A 20,356-nucleotide genomic window follows, 5' to 3' on the forward strand; every position below is an offset into this window, starting at 1 on the left:
GGTAGCGTCGGCGCGTGCCCCGTCGACGCCCTCCCGCGGTGCCTGGCCTGGTCACCCGCGTCGAGCCCCTCGCCCGGGGCGAGGCCCACGTGGACCCGGCCGACCCGCGCGGGCTGCGCCGGGGCGCGGACGCCTCTGGTGCGTGGGGCTGGCGGGCCCGCGCGGTCGCCCCGGTCGCCGGCGCGCTGGCGGTCCTCGCCGTGGTCGTGGCCGTCGACCGGGGGTCCTGGTGGCCGCTCGGGGCGGCCGCCCTGTCGCTGCTGGCCGCGTTCGCGGCGTCCGACACGCTCGCGCGGTTCGACCGCTCGGCCCGCGGCCGACGGGCATCGGCCCGGGTGGCCGGCGGCCTGGGCGTCGCGCTCGTGCTGCTGCTCGCCAGCACCGTCTTCTACGCCCGTTGACCGCCGGCCGACGGACCGGTCAGCGGCTCGCGAGGGCCCGACCGGCAGCGGCGGCGGCCTCCTCGGCCTCCTTCTTCATCAGCGCGGCCGGCTCGGCGAACGCGTCCAGGGCCGGGTTGACGCCGACGAGCGTCAGCTCCCGCTCGATGACCGTGAGGTCGGCCTGCCAGACGTCGCCGACGATGCGGCGCAGGTAGCCGATGCCGTGGTCCCAGCCCTCCTTGGGGGTGCCGGGGGCGTACGAGCCGCCGCGGGTGGTGATGAGGACGACCGGCTTGCCCGCGAGCACGGGCTCGCCGGGGGTGCCGCCGGCGACGACCAGGTCGATCCAGGTCTTCACGTGCTGGGAGACGCCCCAGTTGTACAGGGGCAGGGCCAGGACGGCGGCGTCGGCGGTGCGCAGCTCGTCGGCGACGCGCCCGGCCAGGGCGAGGGCCTCGACCTGTGCGGGAGTGCGGTCACCCTCCGGGGTGAACCCCGCGCCGACCGCCGTCGCCCAGACGTCGGCGGGCAGCGGGTCGGCGCCGAGGTGCCGGTGCACGACGGTCTCCCCGGGGCGGGCGGCGGTGAGCTCGGCGGTGACGAGGTCGGCGAGCGCGGCGCTCGCGGACCGGTCGCCCTGGATGGTGGCGTCGACGCGCAGCACGGTCATGGGAAGTCCTCCAGCGAAGTCGGGTGTTGAATGTTCAACACGGACAGTAGAGGACGCGTGTTGAACATTCAACACCGGTAGGCTGAGCTCATGGACGCGCCCCCGCAGGTCCCCGTGCCGTGGCTCGACGCCGCGCAGATCGAGGACTGGAAGGCGCTCGTCGGCCTGCTCGGGACGCTGCCCGCCGCCCTCGACGCCCAGCTCAAGCGGGACGCCGGGATGAACCTGTACGAGTACCAGGTGCTGGTCGCGCTGTCCGAGCACGACCAGGGCGCGCTGCCGATGTCGGACCTCGCGCGCATGACGCAGGGCTCGCCGTCCCGGCTGTCCCACGCCGTGGCCCGGCTGGAGCGGGCCGGCTGGGTCGCGCGGGCCGAGTGCACGGAGGCGGGCAAGCGCACGGGCGCGCACCTGACGCCGGACGGGTGGGACCGGCTGCGCACCGCCGCGCCCGGGCACGTCCGCGAGGTGCGTCGGCTGGTGGTGGACGCGCTCGGCCCGGCCGGGTTCGCCGCCCTCGGCGACGCCGCCCGGACCGTGGTGGCGCAGGCGTCGTCCGACGTCGCCGGGATCCTGTGCACCGAGGCGCACGGCGCGGGCTGACACCCGCGACGCAGGACCGGCCCCACCGACGCCCGTGTCCCCTCCAGGCACGGGCGCCGGTGCGCCGTCAGGTCAGCGGGGAACGCGTCCGCGCGTCTGGAGGAACCGCTGCACCAGGTCGCCCAGGCCCACGACGACGATCACGGCCGTGAGGCCGGCGACGACGATCAGCACCTGCGACGACATCTGCTGCTCCTGGCTGTTCCCGGGCCGGTGTCCGACCCTCATCCGCTGACAGGTTCCATCCTGCTCGACAGGACCCCCGCAGCGGATCGGCCGGGCGTCGTATCTTCCGGTACCGCCCAGGGGGTACGCCGTCGTCCTCCAGACGGACGACCGTCCCCCTGACGGGGGAGGTCAGCCGACGACGGCGGGCGGCTCCGCCACGGAGAAGTTGTGCCGGAACACGTCCTGCGGGTCGTACCGCCGCTTCAGCCCGCGCAGCCGCTCCAGCGTCGCGCCGGGGTACGCGTCGGCGACCCGCTCCGGCCGGCGGTCCGTCTCGAACGACACGTAGAGCCCGTCGAAGTGCTCCGCCATCGCGTCCCACACCGCGTCCAGCCGCCGCCGGCTGCTGCCCATCGCCAGCACGCTGAAGTGCGCGGACCGGTGGGCGTAGGCCGTGGCGTCCGCGGGCACGTCGTGCACCGCTCCCCCGGCGGCCCGGATCTGGAAGAACGGCGTGACGCCGCTGCGGACCAGCCGGGCGAGGTCGGCCGCGAGCGCCGGGGTGAGGTGCTCGGCCATCGCCGTCCGGGTCACGGGCTCGCCGTCCGAGGTGTGCTGCACCGCGGGCGCCTGCACGACCGCCGGGTACGGCAGCACCTGGACCTGCTGCTGGACCAGCGGCGCGATCCGCGCGAACGGCTGCAGGCGGTCGATGATCGTGTCCGGGTCGTCGGAGTCGACCATCGCCATCACGTGGGCGGTGACCGCCCCGCCGCGCGGCGGACCCATGATGAGGAACGCCGTGGTGTCCCGCGGTGCGGCCTCGACGGTCGCACCCCAGTCCTCGAGGAACTGCGCGGTGTCGGACGCGTCGAACACGAGCTGCGCGAAGCCGACGTCGCCGACCTCGTCGGCCTCGAGCTCGAAGGACGTGACGATCCCGAGGTTGGCCCCGGCGCCGCGCACGCCCCAGAACAGGTCCGGGTTCTCGTCCGCGGACGCGCGCAGTACGGTGCCGTCCGCGAGCACGACCTCGGCCGCGCGCAGGTGGTCGATGGTGAGCCCGTGCTGCCGCACCAGGAAGCCGATGCCCCCGGCCGTCGCGAGCCCGCCGACCCCCACGCCCCCGGAGTCGCCGGAGGTGATCGCCCACCCGTACGGGTGCAGCGCCTGGGCCACGTCACCCCAGCGCGCGCCGGGCTCGACCCGGACCCGGCGGGTGGCGACGTCCAGCACCTCGACGGCGGCCATCCGCCCCAGGTCGATGACGATCCCGCCGTCGTTCGTGGACCGGCCGCTGATGCCGTGGCCGCCGCTGCGGACCGCGAGCGGGACGTCCTGCGCCCGGGCGAAGGCCAGCGCCTCGACGACCTCGGCGGTGCTGGACGGCCGCAGCACCAGACCGGGCCGGCCGCCGCGCATGTAGGTCGAGCGCACGGAGGCGTACGCCGCGTCACCCGGCTCGACGGCGCTGCCCACCAGGGACGCCGGGACGCCCGCGTAGTCGATGCCCGGGCGCCGCGCCGCGAGCACCGCCGCGGGCCGGACCGTGCCGACGACGGTCCCGCGCTCCGCCCGGACCGCGGCGACCTGCGCGCGCACCTCCGGGAGCAGTGCGACGAACGCCGCCAGGTCGTCGTCACCCGCGTCCGCGGCGAGCACGAGCGTGGCGACGCCGGCCGCCACGACGAGCTCGACGAGCGCGCCCGGGTCCATTGCGGTCCCCGGGTCGAGCACGACGCCGCGCCGGACCTCGCGCGGGTCCCGCCCGACGGCGGCCAGCGCGGCGTCCAGCGCCGCCTGCTCGGCCCGCACCCGCCCGAGGTCGGCGGACGGCGCGGCGAGCCACCAGCCGTCGGCGACCCTGGCCGCGAGCGCGAGCGCGTCGTCGCTCCCGGCGCCCGTGCCCGCGCCGGCCTCAGCCCCCGCGCCGCCCGCCCCGCCCAGCCAGAGGACGAGGTCGTGCCGCGGCGCCGGGCCGCGCTGCGCGCCGAGCGCCCGGTGGTGCCGGCCGTCGAGCACCAGCGGGCCGGGGTCGGTCGCGGACCACATCCCGCGGACCACGGCGACGCCCTCCGCGAGCGCATCCACCCCGTCGTCGTCGGCGGCGTCCGGGGCCAGCCCCAGCTGCACGCGGCCGTCGGTCAGGTGGTCGAGCCCGGCCACGGCCCGGCCGAGCACCGCCGCCGGCCCCGCGAGCCGCAGCCCGCGGGTGGTGAGCGCGACCCGGTCGGTGCTGCCGGCGGCCCAGGTGAGAGCGGTCCACGGGTCGAGCGCGTCGGCGCCGCGGTCGCCGGGGACCACCACGAGGTCCAGCCCGAGCGCCTCGGCCGCGGCGGCACGGTCCGGTCCGGCGTCGGGGGCGGCGGCGTCGACGGGGAGCTCGACGCCGATCTGCAGCGGGTGCCCGAGGTCCACGGTCACTCCCCCGCCGTCGTCGGGTCCACCGGTGCCGTGCCGCGGCGCGCGCGCTCCGCGGCCACCACCTCGCGGACGGCGGGCGCGATCTCCTGCCCGACCACGGCGAGCAGCGTCGGGTCGTCGCCGCTGACGATGAACGCGCTGGTCCCGTGGTCGAGCGCGAGGGCGGCCAGCTGCTCGACCCACTGCTCCGGCGGCCCGGACAGCAGCGCGTCGCCGCGCCGCGCGTCGAGACGCCCACCGACGTTGAGCAGGCGGCGGACGGCGGCGGGTGCGCGGCCGGCCGCGTGCGCCGCGTCGTCGATCCGCGCGTTGCCCGCGTCGAGGTCCGCCGGACCGGACAGGTACGACAGCGAGGGCAGCCACCCGTCGGCCTTCGCCCCGGTGAGGCGCAGCATCCGTGGCTTGTAGGCGCCGACCCAGATGCCGACCGGGTGAGCGGGGGCCGGGCCGCGCTTCGCGCCGACGGCGGACCAGTGCCGGCCGCGGACGTCCACGCGGCTGCGGTCCGTGGTGTCCCAGAGCGCGCGGATCACGTCGATGCCCTCGGCCAGCGCGTCGACGCCCTGCCCCGGCGTGAGGCGGGTGCCGCCCATCGCCTCGATGCCGTCCCAGAACGCGCCGGAGCCGAGCCCGAGCTCCACCCGGCCGCCGGAGAGCAGGTCGAGGCTGGCCACGGCCCGGGCCAGCACCGCCGGCGGTCGCAGCGGCAGGTTGGCGACGTTCGGCGCGAGCCGGATGCGCTCGGTGCGCGCGGCGACCCACGACAGCAGCGTCCAGGTGTCCAGGAACGACGGCTGGTAGGGGTGGTCCTGGAACGTCGCGAGGTCGAGCCCGGCCCGCTCGGACACCTGGGCGAGCCCGACGACACGCTCCGGGTCCGCGTGCGTCGGCGTGATGAACGACCCGAACAGCAGGTCGTGGCCGTAGTCCGTCATGGTGCGCCTCTCGCGAAGACCGGTGGTGCCACCGATCGTATGTTGTGCAGATGATTGGCTCAACCCCGGGTCCGGGGTTAGCATTCCGCGCATGAGCGCGACCACCGAGCAGCACGACTCCGACCTGGGCTGGTCGCTCGGCGTGCTGCTGCGGGCCTACGAGCGGGCGCTCACCTCGGCGCTCGGCGACCTGCCGCACGGCTACCGCGGGTACCAGGTGCTCCGCGAGGTCGTGCGCGGCAGCCAGCCCAGCCAGCTCGCGCTCGCCGGGCACCTCGGCATCGACCGCACCGTGATGACCTACCTGATCGACGACCTGGTCGCCGCGGGCCTGGTCGAGCGCCGGGTCGCCGAGGCCGACCGCCGGCAGCGCCGCGTGGTCCCGACGGCCGACGGGACGGCCCGGCTCGGGGACCTGGAGCACCGTGTCGAAGCCGCGGAGGACGTGGTGCTCGCCGCCCTCGCCCCCGACGACCGCCGCACCGTCGGCCTCCTGCTGCGCCGCGCCGCGTGCGAGTACCGCGACGCCGACCCCGGCGACCCGTGCACGGTCGTCGAGCACGCGCTCGGCCGCTGACCCGGCCCCTCCCCGAGGTCGAGGTCGAGGTCGAGGTCGAGGGTTCCACGCGAGGTCGAGGGTTCCGGCGCCCCTCGCGGTGACGAACCCTCGACCTCGGCGTCAGGAGGCGGTGCTGCGCGTGCAGGCCGCCAGGAGGAGGTCGGCGGCGTCGCGGATCGTGGCCGCCTGGTCGGTGGTGAGGGCCAGGCCGTCGAGCATCGCCGCGGGCACGCCGACCGCCCGGGCACGCAGCGCGCGACCCGCGGGGGTGACCCGGATGGCCAGCGCGCGCTCGTCGTCGCCGCGGCGGGCACGGTCCACGTAGCCGAGCTGCTCCAGGCGCCGGACCAGCGGCGAGGTGGTCGCCGGCTCCAGGTGCAGCAGGCCGGCGAGCGCCTTGAGGGTCAGGTCGCCGTGCTGCCAGAGCGCGAGCATGGCGAGGTACTGCGGGTGCGTGAGCCCGAGCGGCTCCAGCAGCGGCCGGTAGAACGCGACGAGTGCCCGCGAGGCCGCCGACATCGCGAGGCAGACCTGCGCCTCGAGCGCGAGCGGGTCGACGGCGCCCGGGTCGGCAGCGGGCTCGTCGCGAGCCGGGTCGGCAGCGGGGACGGTGGGATCGGGCACGTCCGCGATGGTACCGACGATCGGTTCGTGCGCATACGATGAGGGCACTCATTGACCACGGGAGCGGGACATGGCCAGGATCGGCAGGGCGCACGACCGGCGCGAGGCGGCGCTGCTCAGCGTGTTCGGACCCGCGCAGGTCGGCGACCCCCTCGCCCCCGACCGCGAGGTCGCCGACGCCGACCGGGAGCGCGACCGCGCCCTGCGCACCGAGTTCGTCCGCGTGGTCGGGCCGGACGGGTCGTCCTACCTGGTCGAGCGCACCGTCGAGGGCTGACCGCACGGCACCGCCGCCGGTCCCGGACGTCCCGGGGCCGGCGGCGGTGCCGTGCGCGACGAGCGGGCGGTCAGCGGCGAGCCGCCCCCGCACGCCGCCACGCCAGCACGGCCAGCACGAGCGCCACGAGGCCCGCCACCAGGCCGGCGCCGCCGAGCACCACCGGCAGGGCGCGGTCGTCCGACGCCTCCGGGGTGGCACCGGGCGTCGCGGCCCCGGCATCGGCCGCCGCGTCGGTCCCGTGCGCGGCGTCGGGCTCGGCGGCCGTCGTGGTGAACGCCGGCGCGGGGCTCTCCGGCTCGGCGTCGCCCTGCGCGACCTCGTCCCAGTCGACGACCGTGCCGTCCGAGTAGGTCTGGTGCGCCGGCAGCACCAGGTCGGTGCCGGCCTCGGGCAGCGGCCCGGCGGAGACGACGAACCGCTGGAACGTGCCGTCGCCGATGCCGACGCCGTCGTCCGCGGTCCACACCACCCGCACCGGTGCGCGGGTGATCGTGGCGCCGTCGACCTCGACGGGCTGGGGGAGGTCGCCCTCCTCGACGGTCGCGGTCCAGCCCGGCACGGGCTCGACGCCGACGTAGGTCAGCGGGTGGTCGGTGGGCAGGTCGACCGCCACCGCGGTGGTGCTGGCGGTGGTGGACTCGTTCGGGACGCGGAACGTCAGCAGGGCGTACGCGCCGGCGGCCGTGGTCTCGGGGACGACGCGGACGTGCGCGGACGCCGCCGCGGCGGTGCCGAGCGCGAGGGCGCCGGCGAGGACCGCGCCGGTCGCGAGACGGACGAGCGGGCGGACAGGGGTCGTGGACACAGGGGTACCTCCGGGGGTGCATCGGGAGCACCGCGCGGCGCGTCCGACGTGCGGCCCGGCAGGGGCAGGCACGGCGGGACGGCGCGGGGCGGCGCAGGACGGCACGACCGGGGCCGTCCGAGCACCCGGGTGGGGCGTCGGTCAGGCGGCGGCCGCGCGGGGGCGCGGCACGGCCGGTGGCCCGCGCCGTGCGGCACCGCCCCGGTGGGCGACCAGCCGGCGCAGCGGCGGCACCAGGTCGAGCACCCGGCGGGGACGTCCGGGACCGACGACCGGGGCGGGCCCGGCGAGCGCGGGCAGCAGGGTGGACCAGCGCCGGACGAGGCCGAGCACGCCCCGCTCCGTCGCGACCAGCAGCAGCACGGTGGCGACCATCGCGACGACGTGGGCGGCGAGCATCGGCCCGGCCCCCGGGTGCGCGTGGCCGAGCACGCCGACCGGGTCCACCGCGCCACCGGACACCAGGACCCCGGCGGGCAGCGCGGGCAGCGCACCGTGGTGGCCCTCGACGACCGGCCCGGCCCCGGCACCCGACCCCAGCCACGTCAGCGCGACGTGCACGCCGAGCTGACCCAGCAGGGCCACGGGCAGCAGCACGCGCACGGACAGCGGACGCCGGGCGAGGGCCGCAGCGCCCAGCAGCACGAGCGCGCCCAGCAGGGCCGCGACGGCGGGGCTCGGGGCGTGCCCGCCGCCCAGCACGTGCGCGCCGGAACCCAGCGCGAGCACGGTGGTCGCCACGGCGAGCACCCGCCACGCGGCGAGCGCGCGCAGCAGCGGGGCCGTGTCCATGAGGTCGACGGTACCGGCCACCCGGGACGAAGGTCCCGGCGAGCGCACCGGATCACCCGCTGGTCACCCGGTCCGACCGCGCGGCCTGCGCCCCCCGGCCTTGCCCCGTAGCCTGCAAGGACGACCGACGGTGACAGGAGGCGTGCGGTGACGGCAGGACCGCAGACCACGGGGGCCCCGACGCCCCCGGGCCCGCTCGCCCCGACGACCCCGCCGGTCCCCCCGACCCCGCCCCGGTCGGTGCGCCGCCGACGCCCCGGCGTCCGCGACGTCCGCCTGGTCGTCGCCTACGCCGCGCTGTACGCCGCAGCGTGCTTCTTCGGGCGCAGCACGGTCGTCGAGGGCGGCACCGTGAGCCTCGTCTGGCCCGCCGCGGGCGTGTCCGTGCTGTGGCTCGTGGCCCGCGCGCAGCGGCCCTGGCCCTGGCTCGACGCGGTGGTGCTGGCCGCCGTCACGGCGGTCGTGGTGCGGCTGACCGGCGGGTCCGGGACCGTCGCCGTGCTCGGCGGCGTGGCCGCCACCGTGCAGGCGGTCGCCGGGGCGGTCGTGCTCGCGCGGTGGGTCCCCGAAGTCTGGGCGGCCCGCGGGACCCGGCAGCTACGCCGGGTCACGGACCTGTGGTGGTTCGTGCTCGGCGCGGTCGGGGGCTCGGTCGTCTCCGCCCCGGTCGTGACGCTGGCGCTCCGGCTCGACGGCGGCACCTGGGCGTGGCAGCCCGCCGTGCTGTGGGCGGTCCGGAACACCGTCGCCGTGCTCGGCGTCGTCACGATGGGCCTCGCGCTGGGCGCGTGGTGGCGCGGGCGCCGGGCCCGCGGCACGCACGAGCGGCTGGCCTGGTGGACCGAGGACCACGGCGCGGCCTACCTCGCCGCGCTGGTGCTCGCGCCGCTGCTGTACCTGGTGTGGTTCGTGGGGCTGTCCGAGATCGCCGTCGTTTTCCCGCTGATCGGCCTGACCGTGTGGGCCGGCTCGCGCCTGCCGACCCCCTCGGTCGTGCTGCACACCCTGATCTGCGGGACGCTCGTCATCCAGCTGACGCTCGCCGGCATCGGGCCGTTCGTCGACCTCCCCGGCGTCGCCGCCCAGGTCGTGATCGCCCAGCTGTACGTGGGGCTGGTGACCGTGATCGGGCTGGCGCTCGCGCTGGCCCGCGACGAGCGCGCGGTGCTGGTGGCCGAGCTCGCCGCCGCGCGCGACCGGGCGGTCGCCCAGGCCGCGCTGCTGGGCACCGTGGTCGACACGATGAGCGAGGGCCTGCGGGTGGTCGACGCGCGCGGCCGCGTCGTCGTGCGCAACCCGCGGGCGTCGCTGCTGCTCACCGGGACCCCGCACCTGCCGCTCGGCGACAGCACCTCGGACCTCGACGGGCTGACCCGCCTGGACGGCTCGCCGCTGCCGCCCGACGAGCTGCCGTTCCGCCGGGCGCTCAGCGGGGAGGACGTCGAGGACCAGGACCTGCTGGTCCGGGTGCCGGGCTCCCCCGAACCCCGGATCGTGACGTTCTCCGCGCGCCCGATCCCCGTCGCGTCCGGGGGCGGGGTGGTCACCGTCCTGCGGGACGTCACCGCCGAGCGCACCGAGCTGCGCCGCGCCGCGCAGGTCCAGGCCAGCCTGCTGCCGTCCCGCGGGCTCGACGTCCCCGGGTTCGACCTGGCGGCGCGGTTCGTCCCGGCCGGGTCGGTCGGCGGCGACTTCTACGACTGGGAGCTCGTCCCCGACGGGCTCGTGCTCACGCTCGCCGACGTGATGGGCAAGGGTCCGGCCGCGGCCATCCTCGCGGCGACCACGCGGTCCGTCCTGCACGCCCAGATCGGCCTGCACGACGTCGCGGGCACCCTGTCGGCCACCGAGCTCGCGATGGACGCCGACCTGGTGAACGCCGGTGCGTTCGTCACGATGTTCCGCGCGTTCGTGGACGCCTCGGACGGCAGCATCCAGTACACGGACGCGGGGCACGGCCTGTCGCTGATCATCGGCCAGGACGGCACCTCCCGGCGGCTGGGTGCCACCGGGCTGCCGCTCGGCATCGCCACGGGTCCGGCGCGGACGTCGGCGCGCGACCGGCTGGCGCCCGGGGACCTGCTGGTGACGTTCAGCGACGGGGTGCTCGACGCCCTGGGCGGCTCCATGCGGGACCTGGACCGGGTGCAGGACGCGATCCGGGGCACCGACACCGCCGACGAGGCGGCCCAGGCGGTGGTGTCCCTGGTGCAGGACACCCGGCACCTCGACGACGACCTCACGGTCGTGACGCTGCGCCGGGCGGCCTGAGCCCCCGGGTGGTCGGCGCCACCCGGTCCGGCATCCCGCCCGTCAGCCGTCCCGGCGGACCGCCACCACCGTCAGGTCGTCCGGCCGGTCGGCCACGCCGACCGACAGCCGCAGCACGGCCTCCACGGCCGCGTCGGCGGAGGGGGCGCCGCGCAGGGCGTCGACCACCCGCGGCACCGCGCCGAGCGTGCCGTCCACCAGGTCCAGGACCCCGTCGCTGAACGTCACCAGCAGGTCCTCCGGGCCGAGGTGCACGGTGCGCTGCTCGCGCGCCGGCTCGTCGAGCACGCCGAGCGGCAGGCCGGTCGCCTCGAGCCGCTCGTCGGTGCCGTCGGCCCGGACCAGCACGGTCAGGCCGTGCCCGGCGTCCGCGTACCGGACCTCGCCGGTGCCGGGGTCGAGCGCGGCGTGGAACGCGGTGGCGAACACCCCCGCGCCCGACAGGTCGGAGTGCAGGATCGCGCCGGCGTGCAGCAGCGACTGCGCCACGTCGGCCCCGTACGCGGACCCACGCAGCACCGCTCGGATCGCCGCCGCGAGGATGCCCGCCGCCGCGCCCTTGCCCATCACGTCGACCAGGCTCAGCACCAGCCCGCCGTCGGGCGTCGTCGCCCAGTCGTAGAAGTCCCCGCCGACGGCGAGGCTCGGCAGGCAGGCACCCGACACCTGGTAACCCGGGACCGCGGGGGCGGAGCGCGGCAGCAGCCCGGCCTGGACCTCGGCGGCGCGCGCGAGCTCGGAGTCGATCACGAGCTCCTTCTCGACCCAGGACGCGAGGTCGCGCAGCAGCGACGCGCTCTCCGCCTCGAACGCCCGCGGCGTCTCGTCGGCGATGCACAGCGTCCCCACCCGGAACCCGCCCGGGGCGACGAGCGGCTGGCCCGCGTAGAACCGGATCCCGTCGACCGGGGTCACGAACGGGCTCGCGGAGAACCGCGGGTCGACCGACGCGTCCTCGACGACGAACGTCCCGGCGCCCTGGATCGCTGAGCTGCAGAACGAGTCCTCGCGCCGCACCACCCGCTCGTCGAACCCGGCCATCGCCTTGTGCACCACGACCTCGCGGTCCACGAGCGACACCATCGCCGTGGACACGCCGAACAGCTGGCGGGCCAGGCGGACGACCCGGTCGAAGCGGTCCTCCGCGGGGGTGTCGAGCACCCCGAGCCGGTGGAGCGCCGCGAGGCGGTCCTGCTCGCGGGGTGCTGGTGCCGTCGTCGTCGTTCCCATCACCTCCGACCCTAAGCCAGGCGGGAGCGCGACTCCCGGCACCGGCGTGTCACCCGGGCAGCACCCGCGTCAGCCGCCAGGTGTTCCGGTCGTCCACCCGCCGGAGCTCGAGGGTGTCGACCGCGCGCTGCACCAGGGCGATGCCGCGGCCGCTCTCGGCCAGGTCGTCCACGGGCGCGGGGTCGAGGTCGACCTCCACCTCGGCACCGTCGTCGGACAGCACGGCCTCGACCAGGCCCGGGACGGCCCGCAGCACGGCGGTCGCGCGGACGACCGCGGGGGTCGTCGAACCGGGCGTCGCCGCGCCGGGAACCGTGTGCCGGACGATGTTCGTGGCGATCTCGATCACCGCCGTCTCGAACCGCAGCCGGTCGAGCTCCGGCACGTCGGGCGCGGCCGACCACAGGCGCGCGAGGGCGCCGTGCACGTCGTCGAGCCACGCCGGCTCCGCGGTCCCGTCGACCCGGAAGCTCGACGGCCCCGTCAGCGGCCGTCACCGACCGCGTCCTCGACGGTGGCGTAGGGCCGGAGCACCCGGTCCATCGTGGTGAGCTCGAGGACCGTGCGGACCTGGGGCCCGACGTGCGCGATCCGCAGGTCGCCGCCGGCCGCGCGGGCGGCCCGCAGCCCGCCGACCAGGGCGCCCAGCCCGGACGAGTCCAGGAACGTCGTCCCGGCGAGGTCGACCACGACGAGCGGGCGGCCCGCCGCGATCTCGGCGTCGACCGCGGCCTTGAGCTCCCCGGCCGCGGCCATCGTCAGCCGGCCCTGCACCCGCAGCACCCCCGCGGTCCCGACCTGCTCCGTCACCAGCTCCATGCGTCGTCCTCTCAGTTCCCGCGGCGCGTGCGCGCCGCGTTCTCGCTCAGGTCGGGGGGCGTGGCGCCCGCGCCGGTGTAGCCGCGGTACCGCAGCGCCTGGACCACCACGCTGAGCACGACCAGGTCGTACACCACCCAGACCAGGTTCACGGCCGTGCCGACCCACCAGGACAGCCCGAGCGAGGCCCGGACGACCCCGACGACCGCGGCGACGACCAGCAGCACCATCGCGAGCAGCTGCGGCCACACCAGCCGCCACGAGGCGGTGGCCCCGGAGGGCCGCACCTTCGGGGTGACCGCGAAGCCCAGGGGCCGACCGAACCACACGTTCGCCGCGGCCGTCCACACCGCCTTGATCCACACCGGGAACAGGGCCAGCGCGTACTGCTGCCCGCGCCAGGTGCGCACGCCGCGCGCCGCCACCAGGAACAGCACCTGGCTCGCGAGGAAGAACGGGATGAACCGCACGAAGAAGTCGACCGTCCACGCCGTCACCGGCAGCACGCCGAAGCACAGGAAGATGATCGGCGCCGCCAGGTACACCAGCGCGGCGAACCCCGACAGGTACGACCACATCGTCGCGAAGTACATGAGCTTCTGGCCGACCTTGAGGCCGCGGACGCCCAGGGGGTTCTCCTTGAGCATCACCTGCATGGTCCCCTGGGCCCACCGGAGCCGCTGGGTCATCATCGTGCCCAGGTCCTCGGGCGCGAGGCCGTGCGCGAGCGACTCGTGGTGGTAGACGGTCCGCCAGCCGAGGGCGTGCAGCCGCATCGCGGTCGCCATGTCCTCGGTGACCGACAGCGTCGCCACCGGCATCACGGCCTGCGCCTCGCCGGACCGGTCGACGTCGACCGCCCGCACCAGCGCCTGCACCGACTCGATCGCGCCGATCGGCGACCACTCGCGGTCCGCGAGCCGGGCCAGCGCGGGCTCGTCCACCACGACGGCGCCGATCTGGTCGTCCCGGGCGATCGGCAGCGCCGCGATGGCCGCGAGGTCCGCCTCGATGCTCGCGACGTCCTGGGCGACGACCGAGGCGGAGATCGCGTCCACCCGACGCTGGAACCCGTAGGTCACGTCCGACAGCGGCTCGCCGGCGTCCAGCGCGCCGAGCGCCTGCGCCGCGGCCTCCTGGACCTCGTGCAGGACCGCGGCCTGGGTCGCGTCCGGGGCGGTCCTCTGCGCCTGCGCGAGCAGCCGGCGCGACGCGTGCAGCGCCTCACGGACCGACCGCTCCGTCTCGCGGACGTAGCCGACCAGGCCGAGCTGCATGAGGGCGTCCCGGCGCAGCACGGCGTTGGACCCGCAGAAGAACGCGGCGTTCCAGCCGTCCTTGCCCTGCTGGATCGGGCCGTAGAACAGCGGCGCCTGGCTGCCGAGCGGGTCGGCCTCGGTGACGTTGGTGAAGAACTGGGGGGTCTGGACGAGCGCGACCCGGTCGTCCTCGAAGTAGCCGAGCGTGCGGTCGAGGATCGCGGGGTCGGGGATCTGGTCGGCGTCGAGGATGAGCAGGAACTCGCCCTCGGTGACGAACAGCGCGTTGTTGAGGTTGCCGGCCTTCGCGTGCCGGGGACGGTCGACCCAGTCCTCGGAGCGCTCGATGTAGCCGACCCCCGCGGCGCGCGCGGCCGCGGCCAGCTCCGGCCGGCCGCCGTCGTCCAGCACCCACGTGCGGTGCGGGTAGCGGATGTCCCGGGCCGCGACGGCCGTGGCCATCACCAGGTCCACGGGCTCGTCGTACGTGGTGACGAACACGTCGACGGTCAGGTCCTCGGGCGGGGCGGGCGGGGCCTCGCGCCGGCGGGCCCGCCACATCGTCATGCCGAACAGGCCGACGTCGATGAACGAGTAGGTCTCGGCGATCACGAGCGGCACGGCGATCCACCAGGCCGACCAGTTGACCGAGTCCAGCCAGCGCCAGACCACGTAGTTCAGCCCGAGGACCAGCGTCACCGTGACGACGACCCGCAGCACGAGCTCGCTGCCTCATGCGTTCTCCTCCCCCGGCGCCGCGGCGGGGTCCCGCGACGTCGTCCCCCGCGCGACCCTACCGACGGGTCGGGTCCGCAGCGCGTCGGCGCGCGCCGGGGGCGCCCGGGCTGCCCACCGAGCCTGGGCATTAGTAGATTCTTCAAGTAATCTCTGCGGACCGACCGGCGCGACCGCGCCGCGCCGCCCCACCCGAGGAGTTCCCATGCCCGACCGCAAGCCCTCCGCGGCCGAGCGCCAGGCCCGCCTGGCCGCCGTCCGCGCCGAGCAGCGTCGGTCCGAGCGCCGCCGCACGATCGTGATCGGCTCCGTCGCCGGGGTGCTCGTGCTCGCCCTCGTCGGGATCGCCGGCTTCGTCCTGGTGGGTGCCGCGCGCGACCGCGCCGCGGTGCAGGCGCAGGCGGACGCGGACATCGAGGGCGTCGAGCAGTTCGACGGCCTCACGTTCAACCACGTGACCACCACGGTCGACTACCCGCAGACGCCGCCCGTCGGCGGGGACCACGCCGCGGCGTGGCTGAACTGCGGCGTCTACACCGAGCCGGTGCCGAACGAGAACGCCGTGCACTCCCTCGAGCACGGCGCGGTGTGGATCACCTACGACCCGTCGTTGCCCGCCGACCAGGTCGCCACCCTCGAGGCCCTGGCCGCGAACCAGTCCTACGTCCTGGTGTCCCCGTACGAGGGCCTCGGCTCGCCCGTCGCGGTGAGCGCCTGGGGCTACCAGCTGCAGCTCGACTCCGCCGACGACGAGCGCCTGCCGGTGTTCGTCCAGAAGTACCTGCTGAACCCCGAGCTCGCCGAGGTCGGCGCGCCCTGCTCGAACGGCGTGGGCGTCCCGGCGTGACCGACCGCACCGGCACCGGCCTCCCCGGGCGCGGCGTGCTCGTGGTCGTCGCCGTGGCGGCCCTCGTGCTCGGCGGTCTGGGCGGGGCGGTGCTCGCGCGGCAGCCCGCACTGACCGCCGCGTCCGAGGCCTCCGTCGACGCCGGGTTCGCCCGGGACATGCAGGCGCACCACGCGCAGGCCGTCGAGCTCGCCGTGCTGGTCCGCGACCGGAGCACCGACGAGGAGGTGCGCACCGTCGCCCTCGACATCCTGCTCACCCAGCAGAACCAGATCGGCCAGATGGCCGGCTGGCTCGCGACCTGGGGGCTGCCCGCGGCCTCGTCCGCGCCCGTGATGGCCTGGATGGACGGGGAGCACGGGCACGCCGACGGGTCCGCCACCCCCGGGGCGGGCGACGCCGGCTACGCCGCGATGCCCGGGTGGGTGTCCCGCGCGGACCTGGCCCGGCTCACTGCCGCGACCGGCACCGACGCCGACCGGCTGTTCCTCGAGCTGATGATCCCGCACCACGAGGGCGGCGTGGAGATGGCGCAGTACGCCGTCGACCACGCGCAGCGACCGCAGGTGGTCGCGCTCGCCCGCGGCATCGTGACCGCGCAGGAGCGCGAGCTGCGGGTGCTGCACGACATGCTCGACGCGCGGGGCGGGCCGCTGGCGTGACCCGCGGCGCGCAGGCACCCGGCGTCAGTCGCGGGTGCGCAGCTCCAGGCTGATCTGGTCGGCGTCCAGCACCTTCAGCGCCTCGGTCAGCGCCCCGGAGCTCGCGGTGCCGAGGTCGCGCACCCGCAGCAGGGCCGCGCGCTGCGCCTCGAGCACCGCGAGCCGCAGTTCCCGGTACTGCGCGGCCACCGACGTGCGGTCCGCCTCGGCGTCGGCGTCCTCGTCGACCTCGGCGCCCTGGCGGGCCGTCAGGCGGCGGGCCTTGTCCAGCACGTCCGGGGAGTACGGGGTGCCGTCGGGCCGGCGCAGGTCCGCGCTGCCGAGCAGGTCGCCCGCGGCCTGCGCCATCTCCCCCACCAGGCGGTCCAGGTCCGCGCGGTCCTCGGCGCCGTCGCGCGCGAGCCCGAGCCGGCGCACCAGCCAGCCCAGCGTCCCGCCCTGCACCAGCAGCGTGCCCGCCGCGACCACGAACGCCACCAGCACGAGCAGTGCCCGGTGCGGGGTGTCGGACGGCAGCGACTGCGCGGCGGCCAGGGTGACGACGCCCCGCATCCCCGCCCACACCAGCACCGCGCCCTCGCGCGGACCCAGCGGCTCGGCCCGCAGGTAGTCGAGGTCCGCGATCCGGCGGGTGATCCGGGTGCGCAGGCGCTCGGTGCGCCCCGCGGCGCGCGGGCCCCGCCCGCCCTCGTCGCCCGGCGGCCGTCCCGGGAGGCGCAGCGCCGCCAGGTCCTCGCGCCGCAGGTCGCCGATCGCGTCCACCCGGTCGTTCATCGCGGTGAGGAACCCGCGGGCCGACTCGCCGCGCCGCGCCCGCCGGGACAGCGTCGCGAGCAGGAACGCGACGTACCCGGTCCGCACCAGCAGCACCACCGTGGCCGCCAGCGCCCCGAGCCCGAGGGCCACCCACAGGCTGCCGTGGTCGTCGCGGACCTCGACGACCAGTCCGTACAGCTCGAGTCCCATCAGCAGGAACACCGCCCCCTCGAGCAGCAGCTCCAGCGTGCGCCAGTTCGCCGCCTCCGCGATGCGGTCCTGCGGCCGCAGCCGGACGCTGCCGGTGCCCGCGACCAGCCCGGCGGCGACGGTCGCGACCAGCCCGGACGCGTCCAGGTGCTCGGCAGGGATGTACGCGACGAACGGCACGATGAACGAGATCGCGGTGGTCAGGTGCGGGTCGGCCACCCGGGCCCGGACCCACAGGCTGACCTTGCCGACGACGGCGCCGATCAGCACCGCGACCGCCACCGCGAACACGAAGTCCGTGGCGACCTCCCACAGGGTCACGGACGCCGCGGTGGCGACGATCGCGGACCGCAGCAGCACGAGGGCGGAGGCGTCGTTGAGCAGGCTCTCGCCCTCGAGCACGGTGACCACCCGGGGACTGACCCCGGACCGGCGGACGATCGACGTCGCGACCGCGTCCGTCGGGCTGATGACGGCGCCGAGCGCGATGCCGGTCGCCAGCGAGACGCCGGGGATCAACCAGGAGAACAGCAGGCCGAGGGCCACCGACGTCACGACGACCAGCAGCACCGACAGCCCGCTGATCGCCGTCAGGTCGCGGCGGAAGTCCATCGTCGGCATCGACACCGAGGTCGCGTACAGCAGCGGCGGCAGCACCACGCCGAGGATCCACTCGGGCTCGATCTCGACCGCGGGCACCGCCGGCACCAGGCTGATGAGCACGCCGAGCACCACGAGCAGCAGCGGCGCCGACACCCCGACCCGCGGCGCGAGCGCCGTCACCGTCACCACCGCGACGGCGGCGATCACCCCGATCATCAGCAGGTCCATCGCCCGCGCTCCTGTCGTCGCCGCTGCGTCCGACGGCGCCGCGGGCGCCGCCTCCTCCGGGTCGAGGCTACGTGCTCCGGGCCCGCCACCAGCGACCTCACCCCGGTCCGCTGTGCGGATCGCTTACTGAGACTGAGAATCAGTTGTGCTAGCGTCACCGCCATGAACGCCACCACCCGCCCCCGACCCCGCGTCGCCGCGGCCCTCGGCCTCGGGCTGTCCGTCACCCTCCTCGCCGCGTGCGCCCAGAACGGCACGTCCGCCGCGCCGTCCGCCACCGCCGACGAGACCGCCGCCGCCCCCGCCGCGACCGAGGTCGCCACCGCCAAGCCGCGCCTCGCGCTCACCTACGACGGCGGCATCCAGGTGCTCGACGCGTCCACCCTCGAGCTCGTCGCGGACATCCCGCTCGACGGCTTCAACCGGCTGAACGGCGTCGGCGACAACCGGCACGTCGCCGTGTCGACCACCGGCGGCTTCCAGATCCTCGACGCGGGCACCTGGACCGAGCCGCACGGCGACCACACGCACTCGTACACCAGCGACCCGGTGCTCACCGACGTCACCTGGGCCGCCGAGAAGCCCGGCCACGTCGTCGTGCACGAGGGCCGCACCGCGCTGTTCGACGACGGCACCGGCACGGTCACCGTCCTCGACTCCGGCGACCTCGCCGACCCGGACGCCGACACCCGCGACGTCACGCTGCCCGCCGCGCACCACGGCGTCGCGGTCGAGCTCACCGACGGCACGCTCGTCGTCTCCGAGGGCACCGAGGACGCCCGCACCGGCATCCGCGTCCTCGACGCCGAGGGCACCGAGATCGCCGCGAACGACACCTGCCCCGGCGTGCACGGCGAGGCCGTCGCCGCCGACGAGGCCGTCGTCATCGGCTGCGAGGACGGCGCCGTCGTCTACGCCGGCGGCACCATCGCCAAGGTCGCCGCGCCCGACGCCTACGGCCGCATCGGCAACCAGGCCGGCACCGAGTCCTCCCCGATCGTGCTCGGCGACTACAAGTCCGACCCCGACGCCGACCTCGAGCGTCCGACCCGCGTGTCCCTGATCGACACCCGCGACGCGTCCCTGCGGCTCGTCGACCTGCCGTCGTCGTACACGTTCCGCTCGCTCGCCCGCGGCGACGCCGGCGAGGCGCTGGTGCTCGGCACCGACGGCGCCCTGCACGTCATCGACCCCGAGTCCGGCACCCTCGTCCGCTCGATCCCCGTGATCGACGCGTGGGAGGAGTCCGAGACGTGGCAGGACCCGCGCCCGGCGATCACCGTGCTCGACGGCTCCGCCTACATCACCGACCCCGCCACGGCGTCCGTGCACGCGGTCGACATCGCGACCGGCGAGGTCTGGCTGTCCACCACCCTCGAGGTCACCCCGAACGAGCTCACCAGCGTCTCCGGCGCGGCCCCCGAGCACGGCACCCACACCCACTGACGCTCCACCCCCCTTCGCCCCCTCCCCCTCTCAGCCCCGGGTGGATCCACCCGGTCGGACACGCCCATGCGTGTCGGGCCGGTGGATCCACCCGGGGCGTCGTCCCACCCCGGAAGGACCTCCCGTGCCCCGCACCGCCCGCATCGCCGCCGCAGCGCTGACCGCCCTCGTCGTCACCGGAGTCGCGGCCTGCTCTCCCGGCAGCAGCGGCGACGACGGCACCCACGACGTCGTCGCCGCGTTCTACCCCCTCCAGTTCGTCGCCGAGCGGGTCGGCGGCGAGCACGTCGACGTCCGCTCGCTGACCCCGCCCGGCGGCGAGTCCCACGACCTCGAGCTGTCCCTGAGCGCGGTCGCGGGCCTCGGCGACGCGGACCTCGTCGTCTACCTCTCGGGGTTCCAGGCCGCGACCGACGAGGCCGTCGCGTCCACCGGGCCGGAGCACGTCGTCGACGCCGCGGAGGCCGCCGCGCTCGAGGCCGGCCCCGACGGCGTGGACCCGGGCGCTGGCGGCTCCGACGCCCTCGACCCGCACTTCTGGCTGGACCCCACCCGCCTGGCCGCCGTCGCGCACCAGGTCGCGGACGCGCTCGCCGAGGTCGACCCGGAGCACGCCGCGGAGTTCGCCGCGTCCGCCGACGACCTCGCCGCCGACCTGGACGTGCTCGACGCCGAGCTCGCCGACGGCCTCGCGGCCTGCGCGGGCGCCACTCTGGTGGCGTCGCACGAGGCGTTCGGCTACCTCGCGCAGCGCTACGGCCTGCACCAGGTCGGGATCAGCGGCATCGACCCCGAGGTCGAACCGTCCCCCGCCCGCCTGCGCGACGTCGCCGTCACCGTCGAGGCCGAGGGTGTGCGGACCCTGTTCTTCGAGGTGCTCGCCAGCCCGAAGGTCACCCGGACCCTCGCCGACGAGCTCGGCGTCGCCACCGCCGTCCTCGACCCCCTCGAGGGCCTGGCCGAGGACGACGACCGCGACTACCTCACGATCATGCGCGCGAACCTCGACGCCCTCACCACCGGCCTCGCCTGCACCCCCTGATCCCT

Annotated in this window: 21 protein-coding genes; 9 read left to right on the forward strand and 12 right to left on the reverse strand. The window is 76.2% G+C overall.

The genetic code is table 11. The features are described from left to right. Window positions 1-14 precede the first annotated feature (14 nt). Window positions 15-401, forward strand: coding sequence for a hypothetical protein (locus AC1VL8_RS00250; RefSeq protein WP_483073680.1), 387 nt, complete (start codon window positions 15-17; stop codon window positions 399-401). A gap of 19 nt (window positions 402-420) precedes the next feature. Here AC1VL8_RS00250 and AC1VL8_RS00255 read toward each other — a convergent pair whose 3' ends face one another. Further along, on the reverse strand, window positions 421-1,053 hold the full coding sequence (locus tag AC1VL8_RS00255) for an FMN-dependent NADH-azoreductase (RefSeq protein WP_483073681.1): 633 nt from the start codon (window positions 1,051-1,053) through the stop codon (window positions 421-423). 90 nt (window positions 1,054-1,143) lie between these two features. Here AC1VL8_RS00255 and AC1VL8_RS00260 point away from each other — a divergent pair, with 90 nt between their 5' ends. Next, window positions 1,144-1,656 carry a MarR family winged helix-turn-helix transcriptional regulator gene (locus AC1VL8_RS00260; protein ID WP_483073682.1) on the forward strand — a complete coding sequence of 171 codons (513 nt, stop codon included), beginning with the start codon at window positions 1,144-1,146 and terminating at the stop codon, window positions 1,654-1,656. 72 nt (window positions 1,657-1,728) lie between these two features. Here the strand turns inward: AC1VL8_RS00260 and AC1VL8_RS00265 are convergent, their stop codons facing one another. The 3 genes from AC1VL8_RS00265 to AC1VL8_RS00275 all read right to left on the reverse strand — a co-directional run bounded on the left by AC1VL8_RS00265 (window position 1,729) and on the right by AC1VL8_RS00275 (window position 5,183). Continuing rightward, the gene (locus tag AC1VL8_RS00265) at window positions 1,729-1,884 is read right to left on the reverse strand and encodes a hypothetical protein (protein WP_389230690.1); all 156 of its coding nucleotides are present in this window, start codon (window positions 1,882-1,884) and stop codon (window positions 1,729-1,731) included. Between the two features lie 129 nt (window positions 1,885-2,013). Beyond that, window positions 2,014-4,242 (reverse strand): LLM class flavin-dependent oxidoreductase, encoded by a 2,229-nt coding sequence (locus tag AC1VL8_RS00270; RefSeq protein WP_483073683.1) that lies wholly within the window; start codon window positions 4,240-4,242, stop codon window positions 2,014-2,016. A 2-nt stretch (window positions 4,243-4,244) separates the two neighbouring features. Next, on the reverse strand, window positions 4,245-5,183 hold the full coding sequence (locus tag AC1VL8_RS00275; RefSeq protein WP_483073684.1) for an LLM class flavin-dependent oxidoreductase: 939 nt from the start codon (window positions 5,181-5,183) through the stop codon (window positions 4,245-4,247). A 91-nt stretch (window positions 5,184-5,274) separates the two neighbouring features. On the opposite strand from AC1VL8_RS00275, the gene AC1VL8_RS00280 reads away from it, so the two are divergent. After that, window positions 5,275-5,760 carry a MarR family winged helix-turn-helix transcriptional regulator gene (locus tag AC1VL8_RS00280; protein ID WP_483073685.1) on the forward strand — a complete coding sequence of 162 codons (486 nt, stop codon included), beginning with the start codon at window positions 5,275-5,277 and terminating at the stop codon, window positions 5,758-5,760. Window positions 5,761-5,862: 102 nt separating this feature from the next. On the opposite strand, the gene AC1VL8_RS00285 is transcribed toward AC1VL8_RS00280, so the two are convergent. After that, window positions 5,863-6,366 carry a MarR family winged helix-turn-helix transcriptional regulator gene (locus AC1VL8_RS00285; protein ID WP_483073686.1) on the reverse strand — a complete coding sequence of 168 codons (504 nt, stop codon included), beginning with the start codon at window positions 6,364-6,366 and terminating at the stop codon, window positions 5,863-5,865. Window positions 6,367-6,436: 70 nt separating this feature from the next. On the opposite strand from AC1VL8_RS00285, the gene AC1VL8_RS00290 reads away from it, so the two are divergent. Continuing rightward, window positions 6,437-6,643: a hypothetical protein gene (locus AC1VL8_RS00290; RefSeq protein WP_389230705.1), complete on the forward strand. Its 207-nt coding sequence runs from the start codon at window positions 6,437-6,439 to the stop codon at window positions 6,641-6,643. A gap of 70 nt (window positions 6,644-6,713) precedes the next feature. On the opposite strand, the gene AC1VL8_RS00295 is transcribed toward AC1VL8_RS00290, so the two are convergent. Both AC1VL8_RS00295 and AC1VL8_RS00300 read right to left on the reverse strand, forming a co-directional pair. Then, window positions 6,714-7,451: a YcnI family copper-binding membrane protein gene (locus tag AC1VL8_RS00295; protein WP_483073687.1), complete on the reverse strand. Its 738-nt coding sequence runs from the start codon at window positions 7,449-7,451 to the stop codon at window positions 6,714-6,716. A 141-nt stretch (window positions 7,452-7,592) separates the two neighbouring features. Further along, on the reverse strand, window positions 7,593-8,243 hold the full coding sequence (locus AC1VL8_RS00300; RefSeq protein ID WP_483073688.1) for a hypothetical protein: 651 nt from the start codon (window positions 8,241-8,243) through the stop codon (window positions 7,593-7,595). A 147-nt stretch (window positions 8,244-8,390) separates the two neighbouring features. On the opposite strand from AC1VL8_RS00300, the gene AC1VL8_RS00305 reads away from it, so the two are divergent. Beyond that, window positions 8,391-10,514: a SpoIIE family protein phosphatase gene (locus AC1VL8_RS00305; protein WP_483073689.1), complete on the forward strand. Its 2,124-nt coding sequence runs from the start codon at window positions 8,391-8,393 to the stop codon at window positions 10,512-10,514. Between the two features lie 42 nt (window positions 10,515-10,556). Here AC1VL8_RS00305 and AC1VL8_RS00310 read toward each other — a convergent pair whose 3' ends face one another. From AC1VL8_RS00310 to AC1VL8_RS00325, 4 genes are read right to left on the reverse strand one after another with little or no spacing between them, the layout of a single operon-like run. Next, the gene (locus AC1VL8_RS00310; protein ID WP_483073690.1) at window positions 10,557-11,744 is read right to left on the reverse strand and encodes a PP2C family protein-serine/threonine phosphatase; all 1,188 of its coding nucleotides are present in this window, start codon (window positions 11,742-11,744) and stop codon (window positions 10,557-10,559) included. Window positions 11,745-11,793: 49 nt separating this feature from the next. Next, window positions 11,794-12,231 carry an ATP-binding protein gene (locus AC1VL8_RS00315; protein ID WP_483076162.1) on the reverse strand — a complete coding sequence of 146 codons (438 nt, stop codon included), beginning with the start codon at window positions 12,229-12,231 and terminating at the stop codon, window positions 11,794-11,796. Continuing rightward, the gene (locus AC1VL8_RS00320; protein ID WP_483073691.1) at window positions 12,228-12,563 is read right to left on the reverse strand and encodes an STAS domain-containing protein; all 336 of its coding nucleotides are present in this window, start codon (window positions 12,561-12,563) and stop codon (window positions 12,228-12,230) included. The genes AC1VL8_RS00315 and AC1VL8_RS00320 overlap by 4 nt, the downstream gene beginning before the upstream one ends. A gap of 11 nt (window positions 12,564-12,574) precedes the next feature. Continuing rightward, the gene (locus AC1VL8_RS00325) at window positions 12,575-14,542 is read right to left on the reverse strand and encodes a glycosyltransferase family 2 protein (protein ID WP_483073692.1); all 1,968 of its coding nucleotides are present in this window, start codon (window positions 14,540-14,542) and stop codon (window positions 12,575-12,577) included. A gap of 220 nt (window positions 14,543-14,762) precedes the next feature. On the opposite strand from AC1VL8_RS00325, the gene AC1VL8_RS00330 reads away from it, so the two are divergent. Further along, on the forward strand, window positions 14,763-15,404 hold the full coding sequence (locus tag AC1VL8_RS00330) for a DUF3105 domain-containing protein (RefSeq protein WP_389230729.1): 642 nt from the start codon (window positions 14,763-14,765) through the stop codon (window positions 15,402-15,404). Next, on the forward strand, window positions 15,401-16,066 hold the full coding sequence (locus AC1VL8_RS00335) for a DUF305 domain-containing protein (RefSeq protein ID WP_483073693.1): 666 nt from the start codon (window positions 15,401-15,403) through the stop codon (window positions 16,064-16,066). The genes AC1VL8_RS00330 and AC1VL8_RS00335 overlap by 4 nt, the downstream gene beginning before the upstream one ends. Before the next feature lie 24 nt (window positions 16,067-16,090). Here AC1VL8_RS00335 and AC1VL8_RS00340 read toward each other — a convergent pair whose 3' ends face one another. Then, the gene (locus tag AC1VL8_RS00340; protein WP_483073694.1) at window positions 16,091-17,863 is read right to left on the reverse strand and encodes a cation:proton antiporter; all 1,773 of its coding nucleotides are present in this window, start codon (window positions 17,861-17,863) and stop codon (window positions 16,091-16,093) included. A 162-nt stretch (window positions 17,864-18,025) separates the two neighbouring features. On the opposite strand from AC1VL8_RS00340, the gene aztD reads away from it, so the two are divergent. Both aztD and AC1VL8_RS00350 read left to right on the forward strand, forming a co-directional pair. Then, the gene (gene aztD, locus AC1VL8_RS00345) at window positions 18,026-19,309 is read left to right on the forward strand and encodes a zinc metallochaperone AztD (protein ID WP_483073695.1); all 1,284 of its coding nucleotides are present in this window, start codon (window positions 18,026-18,028) and stop codon (window positions 19,307-19,309) included. 124 nt (window positions 19,310-19,433) lie between these two features. Further along, window positions 19,434-20,351, forward strand: coding sequence for a metal ABC transporter substrate-binding protein (locus AC1VL8_RS00350; RefSeq protein WP_483073696.1), 918 nt, complete (start codon window positions 19,434-19,436; stop codon window positions 20,349-20,351). Window positions 20,352-20,356 lie beyond the last annotated feature (5 nt).

It is taken from the genome of Cellulomonas sp. KU4C, from assembly GCF_056868065.1.